The organism is Labrys sedimenti, assembly GCF_034424805.1.
GTDB classification, from domain to species: Bacteria; Pseudomonadota; Alphaproteobacteria; order Rhizobiales; family Labraceae; genus Labrys; species Labrys sedimenti.
Genome location: NZ_JAXOUF010000005.1, coordinates 330,430 through 347,455, shown reverse-complemented (window position 1 = coordinate 347,455; position 17,026 = coordinate 330,430). Strand labels below are relative to the sequence as shown.

The window sequence follows — 17,026 nt, the reverse complement described above, 5'->3', positions numbered from 1 at the left end:
CAAGCCGGTGCCCCGGCTTCGTAACGGGAGACAGAAATGAACTGGAAATCGACGGCCACAGCTGCCGCCCTGGCGCTGCTCGCATCCACGAGCCTTGCCAGCGCGGAGGGCGCGCTCAACATCTTCAACTGGGGCAATTACACCAGCCCGGAGATGATCAAGAAGTTCGAGCAGAAATACAACGTCAAGGTCACCATCACCGACTACGACTCCAACGACACGGCGCTCGCCAAGGTGCGCCAGGGCGGCACGGGCTACGACATCGCCATGCCCTCGCAGAACTTCATCCCGATCTGGATCTCCGAAGGCCTCGTGCAGGAAGTCGATCCGTCCAAGATGGAGAACTTCAAGAACGTCGCCAAGGAATGGGCCGATCCGCCCTTCGATCCCGGCCGCAAATATTCCGTGCCGTGGGCCTGGGGCACGGTCGGCGTCGTCGTCAACACCGACGTCTACAAGGGGGATATCAACACCTGGGGCATCATCTTCGACACGCCGGCCGAGCTGAAGGGCAAGACCAATGTCGTGCCCGAGATGAACGACGTCATCCACGCCGCTCTGCGCTACAATGGCGGCAAGATGTGCGACGGCGACAAGGCCCTGCTCAAGAAGGTGCGCGACACCCTGGTCAAGGCCAAGCCCAACTGGATCGCGATGGAATACAACACCATCGAGAAGATGGGCGCCGGCGACTTCAAGGCTTCCAGCGACTGGAACGGCTCGGCCCTGCGCCAGCGCCTGGGTCACCCGCAGATCCATTACGGCTATCCCAAGGAGGGCGTGCAGCTCTGGAGCGATAACATCGTCGTGCTGAAGGAAGCCAAGAACGTCGAGAACGCCAAGCTGTTCATGAACTTCATGATGGACCCGGAAAACGCGGCGATGAACTCGGCCTTCCACCGCTATGCCAACGGCATCGCCGGCTCGGAAAAATTCATGCCGGCCGACATGAAGGATGCACCTGAGGTAAACGTGCCGGAGGAGGTCATGAAGACCGCCGAATTCTCGCACGCCTGTCCGCCGGAAGTGACCGAGCTCTACAGCAAGATCTGGACCGAGCTGCAGAAATAGGGACTGTCAGTCTCAACCGGAGCGCTGTTGCCTTCTCCCCTTGCGGGAGAAGGTGGACCGGCGCAGCCGGGCCGGATGAGGGGTCTCGCACCGCCCTCCTGGCAAGGTTGTGTTTCTCCCCTCACCCGCCGCTTCGCGCCACCTTCTCCCGCAAGGGGAGAAGGCTGGCTGTGCAATGCCCTGATCTCCCATCAATTATTGACGCATCTTCAGCACCCATGCCTCATTCAGCCTTCGAATCCGCCTACGGTTTTTCCCGCAATGCCGTACAGCTCTCCAATTGGCGCCAGGCGCCCTGGAATGTCTGGGCTTTCCGCAACGTTTCCGAACTGGTCCCGTCGGCGCGGATCTCGGCGGGCATCGCCAAGGCCGAGGCGCCGGACGCCGATGCTTCCGGCCTGCTGCGCGAAAGGCTGACGATCGGCGGCGACAGCCATCCCCTCGCCGCCATCCTCGCGCAGACCTCCACCGATGCCCTGGTGGTGATGAAGTCCGGCCGCTTCGTTGCCGACTACCATGCCCCGCGCTTCACCAGTGCTGACAGGCACATCGTCTTCTCGATCTCCAAGTCGCTGACCGCGATCCTGGCCGGCATCGCCGAGGATGAAGGTCGGCTCGATCCCGAGGCGCCCATCGCCGACTATGTGCCCGAAGTCGCCGGCTCGGCCTTTGCCGACGCCAGCGTGCGCCATCTGCTCGACATGCGCGTCAGTCTTTCCTTCGAGGAAGCCTATCTCGATCCCACCGGCGAATTTGCCCGTTATCGGCGCGCCACCTTGTGGAATCCCTCGGCGCCCGGCCAGGATCCCGGTACGCTGCTCGGCTTCATCGCTTCCATGCCCAAGGGCGCCGGCGAGCATGGCGGCCCCTTCCGCTACCGCTCGCCCAATTCCGATCTGCTCGGCATCGTGGTCGAACGGGCCAGCGGCGAGCGCTACGCCGACTACGCCTCCTCGCGTCTGTGGCAAAAGCTCGGCGCCCGCCAGGACGGCATCGTCACCGTCGACGCGGCCGGCACGGCACGGGCTGCCGGTGGCATCAGCATGAGCGCGCGGGATCTCGCCCGTGTCGGCGACATGATGCGCCAGGGCGGCAGTCTGGATGGGAACCGCATCGTCTCGCAGCGCTGGGTCGAGGACACCTGCCGGGGCGGCAGCGCCGAGGCCTGGCAGCAGGGCGATTTCGTGCATCTGCTCAGCCAGGGCCGCTACCGCAACAAATGGTATCAGACCGGCTATGCCAACGGCGCCTTCCTGGCCATCGGCATTCACGGTCAGTGGCTCTATGTGAACCCGGCCGCCGAAGTGGTTATCGTCAAGATGTCGTCGCAGCCCGAGCCGGTGGACGATCCCACCGACAAGCTCAATCTCGAACTGTTCGAGGCCTTGGCCACCAGGGTTTGAGCGCGAGGCCGGCGGGTATGGACGGGCTCATCGCCTCGCCAGGCCAGCCGGCAATCGTACCGCCACCAGCCAGAACATCAGGCCGCAGGTTGCACCCAGCGCGGCAAAAGCCGTGGCATCCATGGCAAGACGGGGATCCTCTGCTAAAAGCTTCGCGGTACGGACCATCTCGAAATAGGCGGCGACGGCAAAAATCGCGGCCGCGGCGATGTAAAGCCAGGGCGATCTCCACCCGATCAACTGCGCGACTCCCCGGGCCAACAAAGCGGGAATGACGGCAAATATCGCCGTCAGGACGGCCAGGCTCTTGACCGGTGTCGCGGCCGGGAAGGATTCTTGCAGATCCAGCGGGAAGAACTTTCCGCCTTGAAACGCCACCGCGCCGACATAGACCAGCGCCGCCATGAGCGAAGCCAGGGCGATGCCCAGCAGGCTGAAAGCCAAATGAACAAGAAAAACGATCGCCGGACGGTCGCCTGGCGGCCATAGACTCCGGTCCCCGGTCATTCACACCCCGCTCGCATTGGTCGATAAAGCTCCCTCATCCTATGCCATGTCGCAAGGGGGAGCGGCGTCCTGCCCGCGCAACTCCGCGAATTCACAGCAAAATCGCTTCCCGCCGGCGTCTCGCCGTTGCTGGTGCGCGACGCCTTCGGGTCGGCCGCGTTCATCATGGCCGCATGAGCATTGCATCGCCATTTCCCTTGTTGTACGTTTGTTCAATAAGAAAGAACAACGGCCGTGGCGGAGGATGCTCGGCACCGGGAAACGTCTATGCCTGCCCTTGCCGATCATCCGATCCTCCGCGGTCATGCCTGTGCAGCCAGAGAGAACGGAAAGACACCATGCCTCTTTACATCGGGACGCGTTGTATCGCCGCCGCCGCCCTGCTCTACGTCGCCATCACCGGGGCCGAGGCCGCGCCGACCCGCGTCAGCCTCGCCGCCGAACCCTATCCGCCCTTCGCGGCCAAGGATGCCGAGGGGCAATGGGCCGGCTTCGAAGTCGATCTCGCCAAGGCCGTCTGCAAAGCCGCCAAGCTCGATTGCGAGATCGTCCAGACCGCCTGGGACGGCATCATCCCGGCGCTCAATTCAAACAAGATCGACGTGATCTGGGCCTCGATGGGCATCACGCCGGAACGCTCCCAGCAAATCGCCTTCACCATCCCTTATTATACCACCCCGGCCCACTTCGTCGGCGCCAAGGGCGACAGCTTCGACTTCTCGCCCGGCGGACTGAAGGGCAAGACTGTCGGCGTGCAGACGAGCACGGTCTATGCCGATTATATCGCTCGCGCCTATCCCGAAGCCATCGTGAAGACCTACTCGACCCAGGATGCCGCCAATGCCGATCTCGTCGCCGGGCGGCTCGATCTCGGCCTGGCCGACAGCATCGCGCTGGCCGATTTTCTCAAGGGCAAGGACGGCGAATGCTGCGAGGTCAAGAACGTGCCCAGGGACCCGATTTTCGAGGCGGGCATCGCCGGCGGCCTGCGCAAGAGCGATATCGACTTGAAGGCCAGGCTCGATGCAGGCATCACTGCCGTCTACAAAAGCGGTGAGTTCGACAGGCTCGCCAAGAGATATTTCAACTTCGATATCGGCACGCCGCCCAAGGACTGAGGGCGTCCTGCCGGTGCCGGGAGAAAGCGATCCGGTTTGACCTCAGCCTCGCCTGCACCGCCCCGCCCCGCCAAGCGCGCACCCCGGTTCAACCGTGAAACCGCGGACGTCCGCCGGCGCCAGCTGATCGAGGCGGCGATACGCGCTCTGGCCAAGGGCGGTATCGCCGCCTTCACCATCGACAGCATCTGCAAGGAAGCCCAGGTCTCGCGTGGCCTGATCAACCATCATTTCGGCAGCCTCGACGATCTCCTGGTCGAGGTCTACCAGTCCTCGCTCTATGAAAGCGTCAGCGAGCATATCGCGCAGGCCCGCCGGCAGCGCGAAGATCAGGCGCAGCGCTCGCCCGAGGCCGTTCTGCTTGCCTTGGTGCGTTCCAATTTCCAGCCCCGCTCCTTCACCCGCGACAATCTCCTGGTCTGGCTGGCGCTCTGGGGCGAGATCGCGGTCAACGACAAGCTGCGCCGGGCCCACCGGCGCCTCTACGAGGCGTATCGGGGCGAACTGGCCCTCGAAATCGCCACGCTCGCGACCCATCGCGGCCGTCAGGTCGACGCGGCCGGGCTCGCCCGCAACTTCATTGCCCTGGTCGATGGCCTCTGGCTGGAATGGTGCCTCGATGCCAAGGTGGTGACACCGGCCGAGGCCGAGGAAGCCAGCCTTGGCCTGCTCGAAAGCGCACTCGGCCCCCTGCGATAAGCGCGGAACGTTCAAGCCGGCAGCGACCGTTCCCGGCGCGGCACGATCTCGGCCGGCGGCCTGTCGAGCTCGCGTGCCCAGCGATGGCCGGCATGCACCGCATCGGCGATCGACGAGGGTGCAAGGCAATCGCCGATGCGAGTGACGGAGCGGAGGCCGGCCTCCTGCCATCGACCCGCCGTGTCGGCCAGTTCGCGATAGAGGCCATCCTCCGCCACGCGGCCGGTGACCAGGACGAGGGTGCCGAAATCATGCCGGCGGATCCGGCCAGTATAGGTGCAGGCGAGTTCTGCCACGCCCCCCGCTGCCCTGGCCAGGTACTGGCCGAGCAGCGGTTCCACGCCAAGTTCCAAGAGCCGCCTGTGGATGAAGAACTGCTCGTCCGTCATCACGGTCCAACTCGACAGCACGGCTGCCGGGGTGGCCAGCCACACCTCATGGCCTTGCCTGCGGAAGGTCTCAGCCAGCGCACCACCGACGGCATAGTGCTCGTCGTCATAGATCAGCACCGGCCCGGTGACCTCGGCGCCAGAAAAGACATCGTCGGGCGTGAGGATCCGGTCGGTGCCGAGTTCCGCCACCTCCTCGCCAAGGCTGCCGATGCCATCGCGCCGCCAGTGGCTGCCGGTGGCGAGCACGACATGCTCCGCCTCAAGCGCCAGGATATCCTCGGCGCCCAGCGGGCTCTCGGGAAAGATCTCGATCTCGGAGAGCTTACCGATCATATGCAGGCGGTAGTCGCGCACGCGGGCCCAGCTGGCGAGCCCCGGAAGGGTGGATTCGCGATTGATGCGCCCGCCGAGCCGGCGTTCGGCTTCCGCCAGCATTACGCGGTGGCCGCGACGCCCTAGCGTGAGGGCGCATTCGAGGCCCGCCGGGCCGCTTCCTACCACCAACACGCGGGACGACCCCGCAGCTGCCGTTTCGATGCGTTCGGGATGCCACCCGCGCCGCCATTCCTCGCCGATGGTGGGATTTTGCGTGCAGCGCAGCGGCACGGCCTCGTTGTTCGCCGAGCGGCAGATATTGCAGCCGATGCATTCGCGGATCTCGTCCTCCCGCCCTTCGTCGATCTTCCTGGGCAGGAAGGGATCGGCGATCGAAGGGCGGGCCGCGCCAATGAAATCCTGAATGCCGCGCCGGACCTGGCTCACCATGCTGTCGGGCGAGGTGAAACGCCCGACGCTCACCACCGGCTTGCTGGTAACGGCCTTGACGAAGGCGACATGCTCTTCCTGGAAGCCTTCGTTACTGAAGCGGGCGGAGCGGGAGTCATTGCCGAGCGAACCGGAGACGTTGACGTCCCATAGATCCGGCAGCTCCGCCAGCATGGCGAGGATTTCCCGGCCTTCCCCTTGCGAGGTGATGCCGCGAGGCCCATGCAATTCGTCGACCGACAGACGCACGGCAACCGCGCAGCGATCGCCGACGGCCTCGTGCATGTCCTCGATCAGTTCCCGCAGCAGCCTGGTGCGATTGGCGAGGCTGCCGCCATATTCGTCGCCGCGCAAATTGAGGCGGGGCGACAGGAACTGGAAGGGCAGATAGTCATGACCGGCATAGCAGTAGACGATGTCGAAGCCGGCACGTCTTGCCCGCAGGGCGGCGTCGCGGTGCCAGGTCCGGAACGCCTTGATATCGGCCTTGTCCATGGCGCGCGCGCTGCCAGGCTGGGGAATCAGGGCCGGACGGGCCGACGGGGCCAGGACCGGTTCGCGCGTGAGGCGATTATTGGCATGGGAGCCGCCATGCCACAGCTCCACGCCGGCGAGGCTGCCATGGGCATGGATGGCCTCGACCGTGGGAATGAGCGAGCGCACGTCATCCTCGTCCCACAGGGTTAAAAAGCCGAAGGGAGAATCATCGGAGCTCGGATGGATCGAGCAATATTCGGTGCACACCACCCCCCAACCGCCCTCGGCCTTGATGCCGCGCAGCCTCGCGCCGCTTTCGGGCTTGAGATAGCCCATGCCGGTGGCATGGGGCGTCTGGTAGAAGCGGTTGGGCGCGGTGACCGGACCGATCCGTACCGGCTCGAACAGAATGTCATATCGCGGATTGCGGGCCATCGCGGGTCGATCTCTTGTTGTACGTTCGTTCAACAAGATAGGCTTTTCGCGGCGGAACGCAAGCGCTCGCGGCTTTTGTCACGATGCAGGAGGGTGACGAACGCCGTCCGACTGGAGCCGGCCTCGTCACTCCGCCGAGGCGAGGCAGTATGTGGAGGATATCGTCTCAGGTTTCGAAGACACGGTTTGATGCAGGCCGTCCGCGTGAAACAGCGATGGTCTGGCAGCAAATACTGATTTTGGCTTAGCCTTCTGACTCGCAATAGCCGTCAAAGACCGGGTGAAATTTCTGCCACCAGGCCGATCGCTCAACCCCGGCTCCAGCAGCGACAGAGGATTTAATCTTCTGATTTTGCTGAAAAAATTAAGGCCACATGCCGCCCCTCCATCGGTCTGGAGGGCCGCTCACGCCCCGCAGGCCACGGACGGCTTCGCCACGCAAAGCGTGGGCAGAATACCCCTAGTATCAACGACATAATGCTTTTGAGTGTGCGAAATCGCACACCGCCCTGCGTCGCCGGCCTCGATATGTGCGCTATCGCACCAACCGGTCAAAGCAAGAAAAATGACAAAACGACGCAAGAATTCCTTCGGCTCTCAGAACAAATCCTCTGCAGGACAAAGGCACCAGCCGATCAGGACCACCGCGAGCCGATTGCTTGCCCCGTTCGTGTTCCGCACCTCGCTTTCCTCCATTTCGCTGGCCGCGCTGGCCGCCGGCCTCATCGCAGCGCCGGTAATGCTGCCTGGCGCCCTAGTCAGAAATGCCGACCGCGCATGGGCCGCCTGCACTGCCGGCCCCAATGCCTATGCCTGCTCGGGCAATATGGGCAACCTGAATATCACGGACACGCCGCTTACCTCCCTATCGCTGGACTCGACGTCCGTTGTCACCGGAACGGGCTGGGATGCCGTCGCCGCGACAAATAACGGCCCCGGTGCCATGACCATCACATCGGCCGGATCCGCCACGAGCCTGGTCTACAATTCCAACCCCTACACTGCCGGGGTGAACGCACGGAACAATGCCGGCAGCACGGACCTGACGATCAACCAGACCGCCGGAACCATCGCGGGCCTCATGTACGGCATCAATGCCTTCCAAAGCGGCACGGGGGCAATGACCATCACCACGGCCGGAACGGTGAACGGTTCGATGGATAATTTCCAGTCCTTCGGAGTCTATGCCGTCTACGGCAATTCTGCCGGCACGGGCAATGCCACCATCAACCAGACCGGCGGCACCATTTCCGCCATGATGAGCGGCATACGGATCGAGAATTACGGATTGGGCGCGACAACGGTCACGACGGCCGGAACGATCACGTCGACGGGAGCAACCAACAGCGGCTACTTTTCTTACGCGGCTGTCTATGCCTCCGCATGGAATGCGCAGTCCACCAGCACTGTCACCGTCAACCAGACGGCCGGCAGCATCAGCGGCGGCGATGCCGGCATTCTTGCCCAGCATTACGGCCTGGGCTCGGTCGGTGTGACGACGGCCGGCACGGTTGCCGGGACCTTCGCACCGCAGAGCGCGGGCGTGGTAGCCTCGATCGTCAACAACGCCTCCACCGGCAATGTCACGGTAACCCAGACGGCTGGATCAATCTCGGGATCCACTTTTGGCATCCGCGCCACCAACGTCGGCAAGGGGTCGACCACCGTTACGACGGCCGGCACGGTGACCGGTACTGCCGGAATCGGTGTCCTTGCCATCAGTAGCGGCAAGGATCTGAAGGTCGAGCAGGCGGCCGGCAAGATATCGGGGGTCTCCAGCGGCATCAGCGCAACCAATACCGGCACGGGCTCGACCGCCGTCATCACGGCGGGCACGGTCAGCGCTTCGGCCGCAAACGGTACCGGTGTCCTGGCGACCAATTATGGGCAGAATCTCACGCTAGAGCAGACAGCGGGGTCGATTACGGGCGGTGGTACCGGCATCAAGGCCACCAATGGCGGCCAGGGCTTCACCGCCGTCACCACGGCTGGCACGGTGACCGGTTCCTCCGAAAATGGTGTCTACGCCTCGAATACCGGCACCGATCTGACGGTGAAGCAGACCGCCGGCGAGATTTCGGGCGGCACCAACGGCATCAACGCCGAAAATGGGGGTACGGGCACGGCATCCGTGACGACGGCTGGTACGGTGACGGGGTCCTCCGGAGCCGGCGTCCTGGCCTATAGCTACGGCACGGATCTGAAGATAGAACAGACGGCGGGCAAGATTTCCGGCTCCAGCGACGGCGTCAACGCAACCAATGTCGGCACGGGCGCGACAACAATCAAGACGGCCGGCGCGGTGACCGGTACTTCAGGCAGCGGTGTCTCCGCGACCACTTATGGAACGGATTTGAAGGTCGAGCAGACGGCGGGCGAGATCAAGGGCGCCGCCGACGGTATCGGTGCCACCAACTATGGCACGGGAACGACGACCGTGAATGTCGCCGCCCTGGTCACGGGCGGTTCGGGCGCCGGCGTGCAGACGAATACCATCACCGGTTCCACCGTTGCGATCAACCTTCAGGCTGGCTCCGATGTCTCGGCTTCCTCCGGCCTCGGTGTCCGGGATACCGACGGCAATGCAACCGCCACTTTGCAGAGCGGCTCGAAGGTCTCCGGAGCGATCAGGCTCGGCAATGGCAGCGATACCGTCAACATCGCCGGCGGCGCGGATATTTCCGCCCTCACCGCCCTCGACGGTGGCGACAACGTGTCGAGCAGTGACGGCATGATCGACACACTGAACCTCGACCGCGCCATCACGGGGTCTTCGACCTCCGCTGGAATGCCCGACAATATTCAGATCGCCAATTGGGAGAAGGTCAATGTGCGCTCGGGTGGCGCGCTCAACCTTACCGGCGACCTCGCCACCGAGATGCTCGACGTCAAGGGTGGCGGCACAGTGACATCGGCAGCGGGCATCCAGGCGGTTACTGTCTCCGGTAGCGTCGCCAATGCCGGCACGATCGACCTCAACGCCAACAATCCCAACACGGGGAAGACTTTTACGGTAGCGGGTGACTATGTCGGCAATGGCGGCACGCTCGAGCTTAACACCTATCTGGCCTCGGACAATGCGCCGACCGACAAGCTGATCGTCGACGGCGATGTCTCTGGGACGACGACGCTCAATATCCGCAACAGCGGCGGTCCCGGTGCGGCGACCACCGCCAATGGCATCGAGGTGATCCATGTCGGCGGCACTTCGCAGGCCGGTGCCTTCAGCCTCGGCGCTGCCGTGGCGGCGGGTGCCTATGACTACAACCTCTATCTCGGCGGCGTGGGCGACGATGCCGACAACCAGAACTGGTATCTGCGCTCGACCGGCAAATTGTCGCCCAACAGCCAGACGGCCCTGCCCTATGCGGACGTTCTGTCGAACTTCGCGCAGGCGACGCTCGGCACCCTGCAGCAGCGCACCGGCAATCGCATCTGGCCCGATGGCACGGCCGTGGTCGCGGCCAATCTGCCGCCCGCCGGAGCCATGGCCTATGCCAAGGGTGGGCCAACGCTGATCGGCCAGGGTGCCTGGGGGCGGATGGGGGGGCAATATTCTTCCTTCGCGCCCAGGACGGGCTCGGCCTACAATCAGAGCATCGGCTTCCTGCAGGCCGGCTATGAAGGCGTGGCTAGGGAGACGACGGCGGGCGATCTCACCCTCGGCGCCTATGCCATCATCGGCACCTCGACAGCCCGCATCGATGTGAGCAACGACCCGGCGACGGGAGCGGCCCGGGCCAAGGGCCGAATCACTACCCAGGGCTATGGCATCGGCGCCAACCTGACCTGGCTCGGCCATGACGGTCTCTATGCCGACGCCATTGGCCAGTTCACCTGGTACGATTCGAGCCTGTCGAACAAGAACGGCCGCAACCAGGGCTGGTCGACCGCGGCGAGCCTGGAGGTCGGCAAGCGCTATGAGCTCGGCTCTGGCTGGGCGGTGGTGCCGCAGGCCCAGCTCGCCTGGACCCATGTCGACTTCTCCAGCTTCACCGATAATCTGGGCAACCGCATTGCGCTCGGCCGGGGCGACAGCCTCCAGGGCCGCGCCGGCATCCGGCTGGAACATTTGTCGAGCTGGCAGGATGCCAATGGCCAGACGGCGAGCCTGCAGTTCTACGGCATCGCCAACCTCACTTACGAGTTCCTGAAGGGCAGGAGCGTGAAGGTCTCCGGCGCCTCGCTGGTGCAGAGCAATCGCCGCCTGTGGGGCGAGGTCGGCGCCGGCGCAACCTATGCCTGGAACAAGAACTGGAGTGCCTATGGCGAGGCAAGCTATGCCATGGCGCTATCCGGCAAGGGCGGCGACAACTACACCCTCAAGGGGACCGCGGGGCTGCGTTACAGATGGTAGGCTTGCCCACGAAGTCACGGGAGTGAATCGCGGGTGCTTTTCCACCGCCGTGAGGCAATAACGAATGTCCCACGGCACTGGTGAAAGGATGGGATGCCGTTTCGGCCGAAAAGACCTATTGCCTCAAAAAGCGGGCCGGTAGCCGCACTGCCACCAGCCAGAACACCAGGCCGCAGAGAGCGCCCATCAAGCCGAAGCCGCAGGCTACCCGGGCCAATTCGGTGCTCCCATTGGAAATCCACTCGGTGCCGAACATCAGATAGACCGAGCTGACGGCCGCAACGATCGCAGCGGCCGCCATATAAAGCCAGGGTGCCTGCCAGCCGAGCAACTGCAGAAGGGTACGGGTCAGAAGCGCCGGCAGGCCCGCGAGCAACACGGTCATATAGGTCAGGAAACCGATCAGCGCTTGGACATCGCCGGCGTCTGCGAGGCCGGTGTCGGATCGAACCATCATCGCGCCGATATAGGTCAGGGCCGCAGTGAGCGAAGCGAGGGCGATGCCGATGAGGCTGAAGGCGAGGTGGATGAGGAAGCTCAGAACCGGGCGCGGCTTCGGCGCCACAGGTGTTGCATCGGTTATCATCGGCAATCGTTCCCGAACTTCGTCAGCTCGCCGTGGGTGGAGAGTCCGTCTTCGCAGGCTTGACCGGTTCAGGCCGGCGGATCGTGCCGGTTTCGGCCAGTTCCTTGAGCTGCGCCAACGAAATCTCCTCCAGCGGGCCTATGGCCTTGTCAGCCAAGAGATAGCCGGCCCAGCGCTTGAAGGTTGTATCCAGCGCAACATCGGATGCCCATTCGAGCTGGGTGTCGCCGTTTCCGGCAAGGTCGAAACGAAAACGTCCCGACAGCCAGTCGGGAACATCGACGGCAATGGCGACATGCCGATCGGCCTCGCTCTCGACGATTTCGATCTGGCCGAGGATCTCCAGCTGTCGATCGGATCCGTTGCGAACCAGCCAGATCTGTTTCTGGCCGACGCCGGATGAAGGTCCGCTGATCGTCGTCGGGCCGGCTTGATCAGGCTTCGGCGCTGGATTCGGGCTGGTGAACAGCCACCACTGGTCGAAGGCCCTGAGGTCGTTGATCAGCGGAAAGACGGCAGAGGGTGGCCGGCCGATTTCCGTCTTGCGATAGATGCTGACATGGTCGGGCAGAAGAGAACCTCCGCCGTAATAGGCCAGGAGGATACTTCCCAGGATTCCCGCCAACCATGCCAGAACCCGCATGCGCTTGCCCTCACGTCTCCACGATGCGGGCGCGGCGATGGGCACGCAGCAAGCCCTGGATGGCTGCTGCGGTTTCCTCGATCGAGCGGCGGGTGACGTCGATCATCGGCCAGCCACGCTGGGAAAACAGGCGCCGCGACTGGGCGATTTCCTCGGCCACGGCCATGCGGTCGGTATAGGTATCGACGTCGTGATGCGGGCTGAGCGTCAGCACCCGGTTCTCGCGGATCTGCACGATACGCTCGGGTGAGGCAAACAGTCCGACGATCAGCGGGTTCTTCAGATGCTCGACCTCCGGCGGCAGCGCCACGCCGGGCACCAGCGGAATATTGGCGGTCTTGACGCCGCGATGGGCCAGATAGATCGAGGTCGGCGTCTTGGAGGTCCGGCTGACGCCGAGGAGCAATACATCGGCTTCCTCGTAGTCGGTCGGCATCAGGCCGTCATCATGCATCATCGTGTAGTTGAGCGCGTCGATGCGGCGAAAATAATCGGCGTTCAGCACATGCTGGGCACCGGGCTTCACCATTACCTCAGTACCGAGATAGGATTTGAACAGGTCGAAGATCGGCTGCAGCACGGACAGCACTGGCGCACCCATCTCGCGGCAACTGCGCTCCAACCGCTCCGCCAGCTCGGGCTCGACCAGGGTATAGAGCACCACACCAGGGTTGGCCTCGATCTCGGCGATGGTGCGATCGAGATCGCGCTCGCTGCGCACCAGCGGATAGATGTGCTCGAGCGCCGAGACCGCCGGATACTGGGCGGCAACAGCCCGCCCGGCCATGATCAAAGTCTCGCCGGTGGAGTCCGAAACCAGGTGAAGATGGAAGAAGCTTCTTGTGACCATGACAGGACCTAATCAGAGTTTCCCAGCGAGGTCCACAAAGAGGCCCCGCCGGGAAACCCTGCAATGTCTGTAAGTTTCAAATTGGCGCGGGATGGCATTGTGGACAAGTGGGGACAGCTGAAAGGCCTTAACCCCTTCTTAAGAGAGGCTGTGGAAGAACTCGATCTTTCATCAACAGGCTGATCGCTTGGGATGGGATTCCACGTGCTTGGCTGCAAAAGACTCATAAGGCGCTAAGTGAGACTCGGCGCCCTCCCCCTGAGCTTGCCGCCACTGCCTTGATTCAACGGCCGGAATCCGAAAGGCTTTCTCCCGATTTTTCGCATTGAATTTTCGGCGGCATTCTCCTGTCGCCTGTGAATAGATTGTGGACGGCGAGGAAGCACGGTAAACGAAGCGTTAAGAAGAAAGAGAATGAAGATTCATATCTCTCTTTTCTATTTTCTTTGGCGGTAGGTCGGATCGCGCTCTCGGTTCGATCGGGAGAATCCACACGGGCTGGATTTCCCATACGCCCTTCACGAATGGATCTGATACTCCAGCGACGTTTCAATCTTTCAGCCGGGCCAGCCGACCGAAACGTCGGTTCGATCGATTGCCCTGCTTGGTGTTGCCGAGAAAGCCTGACCGACATGACCAAACCTCTCCTCGACGTCCTCGCCGGCAAGGCTCAGGCAGTGCCGCCAATCTGGCTGATGCGCCAGGCAGGACGTTATCTGCCGGAATATCGGGCGATCAGGACCAAGGCTTCGGGCTTCCTGAACTTCTGCTACACGCCCGATCTCGCCGTTGAGGCGACCTTGCAGCCGATCAGGCGCTTCGGCTTCGACGCCGCTATCCTGTTCTCGGACATTCTAGTGGTACCCGACGCCTTGGGGCAGAAAGTCTGGTTCGAGGAGGGCGAGGGCCCGCGGCTGGAGCCGGTCACCGATCTCGCCGGTCTGGCCGGGCTCAAGCCTCAGGTCGATCTCGATCACCTTGCGCCGGTCTTCGAGACGATCCGCCAGGTCAAGGCAGCCTTGCCGGCCAATGTGACCTTCCTCGGCTTTTGCGGAGCGCCCTGGACGGTGGCGACCTATATGATCGCCGGCCGCGGGGTGAAGGACCAGGTCCCGGCGCGCCTCGCCGCCTATCAGGATCCGGCCTTTTTCGCCGCCCTGATCGACCGATTGGTGGCGGCTTCGATCGATTATTTGGCAGCCCAGCTTGAAAATGGCGTCGACGCTGTCCAGATATTCGACAGCTGGGCCGGTATCCTGCCGCCGGACGAGTTCGAGCGCTGGGCTATCGAACCGGCGAAGCGCATCGTTGAGGGGGTCAGGGCGCGTCATCCCGGGGCGCGCATCATCGGCTTTCCGCGTGGCGCCGGCTCTTTCTATCGCGATTATGCCGAAGCCGTGGCAGTCGATGCCATCGGGCTCGACTGGGCTGTCAATCCGGCCTGGGCCGCGCGCGAGGTACTGCCCCTGAAGCCGGTGCAGGGCAATCTCGATCCGCTGGCTCTGGTGGCGGGCGGCGATCCGTTGAACCGGGCGCTCGACCGCATCCTCGAAAACCTTGCAGGCCGGCCCTTCATCTTCAATCTGGGGCACGGCATCGTGCCGCAGACGCCGATCGCCCATGTCGAACAGATGCTGAAGCGAATCAGGGGCTAGGGTTGCTAGACTGATGATCGTCCGTGCCGGAAAAGCAGCCTTCTCGCCGATGAGGAGAAGGGGCGGCACCACCAAATGGCAGGAACGACGCGATGGACTATGGCAGCACGGCCTATGATCTCGTAAAGGCGGGGCACATCATCGCCGTGATCGCCTGGATGGCGGGCATGCTCTATCTGCCGCGCCTGTTCGTCTATCATGCCGAGGCTGCCAAGGGCTCGATCCAGAGCGAGACCTTCAAGGTGATGGAGCGCCGTCTTCTGAAGGCCATCATCAACCCGGCCATGGGCGCCACCTGGATTTTCGGCCTTCTGCTGGTGTGGTCGTCTGGCTTCTACCACCAGCCCTGGTTCCATGCTAAATTCCTGCTCGTCTTGGTGCTTTCGGGCGTACATGGCTGGTTTTCGAAGCTGACGCGAGAATTCGCCGAGGACCGCAATGTTCGCCCGGCGAAATTCTTCCGGATGATCAACGAAATTCCCACCGTGCTGATGATCCTGATCGTCATTCTGGTGGTGGTGAAGCCCTTCTGAGGATTTCGCGCTTTTTCGACATTTGGCCGGTCCGCCCGCTTGCCCAGGCGCGGAGCCGGCTGTATAAAGCGCTTCTCCTTCCATTGCAGGCTGGCGTCTTGAGGGTATGGGTGTCGAACCCGGCCACGGCGCTGACGCAAGACTAAGTCTGGCGATAACAAGACCTGTTCCCCCCGAAAATCCTTCTATCCGCGCTTTTTGATGCGCGTCATGAAACGAATCGATCCCCCAACAAGGACCCCCATGCGGGAAATCAAACTTCAGGATCTCAAATCCAAAACCCCAATCGAAATGCTTGCCTTCGCGGAGGAACTCGAGGTCGAGAACGCCTCCTCGATGCGCAAGCAGGAACTCATGTTCGCCGTGCTCAAGCAGCTCGCCAATCGCGAGGTCGAGATCGTCGGCGAGGGTGTCGTCGAGGTGCTGCAGGACGGTTTCGCCTTCCTGCGCTCGCCCGAGGCCAATTATCTGCCCGGCCCTGACGATATCTATGTGTCGCCCTCGCAGATCCGCAAGTTCGGCCTGCGCACCGGCGACACAGTCGAGGGTATCATCCGCTCTCCCAAGGATGGCGAGCGCTATTTCGCCCTGCTCAAGGTCAACACGATCAATTTCGAAGATCCGGACAAGACCAAGCACAAGATCAATTTCGACAACCTCACGCCGCTCTATCCCAACCAGCGGCTGAAGCTCGAGATCGGCGACGCCACCAAGAAGGATTATTCCTCGCGCGTCATCGACATCGTCTCGCCGATCGGCAAGGGCCAGCGCGCCTTGATCGTGGCGCCGCCGCGTACCGGCAAGACGGTTCTCCTGCAGAACATCGCCCAGTCGATCACCGCCAACCATCCCGAATGCTATCTGATCGTGCTTCTGATCGACGAGCGTCCGGAAGAAGTCACCGACATGCAGCGTTCGGTGAAGGGCGAGGTGATTTCCTCCACCTTCGACGAACCGGCCGGCCGCCACGTGCAGGTTTCGGAGATGGTGATCGAGAAGGCCAAGCGCTTGGTCGAGCATGGCCGCGACGTGGTCATCCTGCTTGATTCGATCACCCGCCTCGGCCGCGCCTACAACACCGTGGTGCCCTCCTCCGGCAAGGTGTTGACCGGCGGTGTCGACGCCAACGCCCTGCAGCGCCCCAAGCGCTTCTTCGGTGCTGCCCGCAATATCGAGGAAGGCGGTTCGCTGACCATTATCGCGACGGCCTTGATTGAGACCGGCTCGCGCATGGACGAAGTCATCTTCGAAGAGTTCAAGGGCACCGGCAACTCGGAAATCATCCTGGACCGCAAGGTCTCCGACAAGCGCGTCTTCCCGGCGATCGACATCACCCGCTCGGGCACCCGCAAGGAAGAGCTGCTGGTGGCGAACGACATTCTCAAGAAGATGTATGTGCTGCGCCGCATCCTCAATCCGATGGGCACCGTCGACGCCATCGAGTTCTTGCTCGACAAGCTTCGGCAGACCAAGCTCAATGCAGACTTCTTCGACTCGATGAACACCTGATACATCCATCAGGACGCTATTGTGAA

The 17,026-nt window shown here is 62.9% G+C and carries 13 protein-coding genes; 8 read left to right on the top strand and 5 right to left on the bottom strand.

Annotated elements, in window-relative coordinates:
- The first annotated feature begins 36 nt into the window (after positions 1-36).
- Together U1R88_RS18595 and U1R88_RS18590 are read left to right on the top strand one after the other, a co-directional pair.
- Positions 37-1,071, top strand: a complete 1,035-nt coding sequence (locus U1R88_RS18595; protein ID WP_322432577.1) for an ABC transporter substrate-binding protein — start codon at positions 37-39, stop codon at positions 1,069-1,071.
- 218 nt (positions 1,072-1,289) lie between these two features.
- A complete protein-coding gene (locus U1R88_RS18590) occupies positions 1,290-2,474 on the top strand; it encodes a serine hydrolase domain-containing protein (protein ID WP_322432576.1) in 1,185 nt (394 codons plus the stop codon).
- 27 nt (positions 2,475-2,501) lie between these two features.
- Here the strand turns inward: U1R88_RS18590 and U1R88_RS18585 are convergent, their stop codons facing one another.
- Entirely contained in the window at positions 2,502-2,981 is a 480-nt protein-coding gene (locus U1R88_RS18585) for a hypothetical protein (protein ID WP_322432575.1), read from the bottom strand.
- 338 nt (positions 2,982-3,319) lie between these two features.
- Between U1R88_RS18585 and U1R88_RS18580 the strand changes: the two genes are divergently transcribed.
- Positions 3,320-4,099 carry a transporter substrate-binding domain-containing protein gene (locus U1R88_RS18580; RefSeq protein WP_322432574.1) on the top strand — a complete coding sequence of 260 codons (780 nt, stop codon included), beginning with the start codon at positions 3,320-3,322 and terminating at the stop codon, positions 4,097-4,099.
- Positions 4,100-4,135: 36 nt separating this feature from the next.
- Positions 4,136-4,798: a TetR family transcriptional regulator C-terminal domain-containing protein gene (locus tag U1R88_RS18575; protein WP_322432573.1), complete on the top strand. Its 663-nt coding sequence runs from the start codon at positions 4,136-4,138 to the stop codon at positions 4,796-4,798.
- 11 nt (positions 4,799-4,809) lie between these two features.
- Here the strand turns inward: U1R88_RS18575 and U1R88_RS18570 are convergent, their stop codons facing one another.
- Positions 4,810-6,867: an oxidoreductase gene (locus U1R88_RS18570; RefSeq protein WP_322432572.1), complete on the bottom strand. Its 2,058-nt coding sequence runs from the start codon at positions 6,865-6,867 to the stop codon at positions 4,810-4,812.
- Between the two features lie 655 nt (positions 6,868-7,522).
- Here U1R88_RS18570 and U1R88_RS18565 point away from each other — a divergent pair.
- A complete protein-coding gene (locus U1R88_RS18565; protein ID WP_322432571.1) occupies positions 7,523-11,224 on the top strand; it encodes an autotransporter outer membrane beta-barrel domain-containing protein in 3,702 nt (1,233 codons plus the stop codon).
- Between the two features lie 115 nt (positions 11,225-11,339).
- Here U1R88_RS18565 and U1R88_RS18560 read toward each other — a convergent pair whose 3' ends face one another.
- From U1R88_RS18560 to U1R88_RS18550, 3 genes are read right to left on the bottom strand one after another with little or no spacing between them, the layout of a single operon-like run.
- Entirely contained in the window at positions 11,340-11,810 is a 471-nt protein-coding gene (locus tag U1R88_RS18560) for a hypothetical protein (protein ID WP_322432570.1), read from the bottom strand.
- A gap of 22 nt (positions 11,811-11,832) precedes the next feature.
- Positions 11,833-12,453 (bottom strand): SRPBCC family protein, encoded by a 621-nt coding sequence (locus U1R88_RS18555; protein ID WP_068283444.1) that lies wholly within the window; start codon positions 12,451-12,453, stop codon positions 11,833-11,835.
- A gap of 10 nt (positions 12,454-12,463) precedes the next feature.
- On the bottom strand, positions 12,464-13,303 hold the full coding sequence (locus U1R88_RS18550; RefSeq protein ID WP_068283441.1) for a pyruvate, water dikinase regulatory protein: 840 nt from the start codon (positions 13,301-13,303) through the stop codon (positions 12,464-12,466).
- Between the two features lie 632 nt (positions 13,304-13,935).
- On the opposite strand from U1R88_RS18550, the gene hemE reads away from it, so the two are divergent.
- The 3 genes from hemE to rho all read left to right on the top strand — a co-directional run bounded on the left by hemE (position 13,936) and on the right by rho (position 17,000).
- A complete protein-coding gene (gene hemE / locus U1R88_RS18545) occupies positions 13,936-14,958 on the top strand; it encodes a uroporphyrinogen decarboxylase (protein WP_322432569.1) in 1,023 nt (340 codons plus the stop codon).
- A 92-nt stretch (positions 14,959-15,050) separates the two neighbouring features.
- Entirely contained in the window at positions 15,051-15,491 is a 441-nt protein-coding gene (gene hemJ, locus U1R88_RS18540) for a protoporphyrinogen oxidase HemJ (RefSeq protein WP_068283436.1), read from the top strand.
- A 243-nt stretch (positions 15,492-15,734) separates the two neighbouring features.
- The gene (rho, locus tag U1R88_RS18535) at positions 15,735-17,000 is read left to right on the top strand and encodes a transcription termination factor Rho (RefSeq protein WP_068283433.1); all 1,266 of its coding nucleotides are present in this window, start codon (positions 15,735-15,737) and stop codon (positions 16,998-17,000) included.
- Positions 17,001-17,026 lie beyond the last annotated feature (26 nt).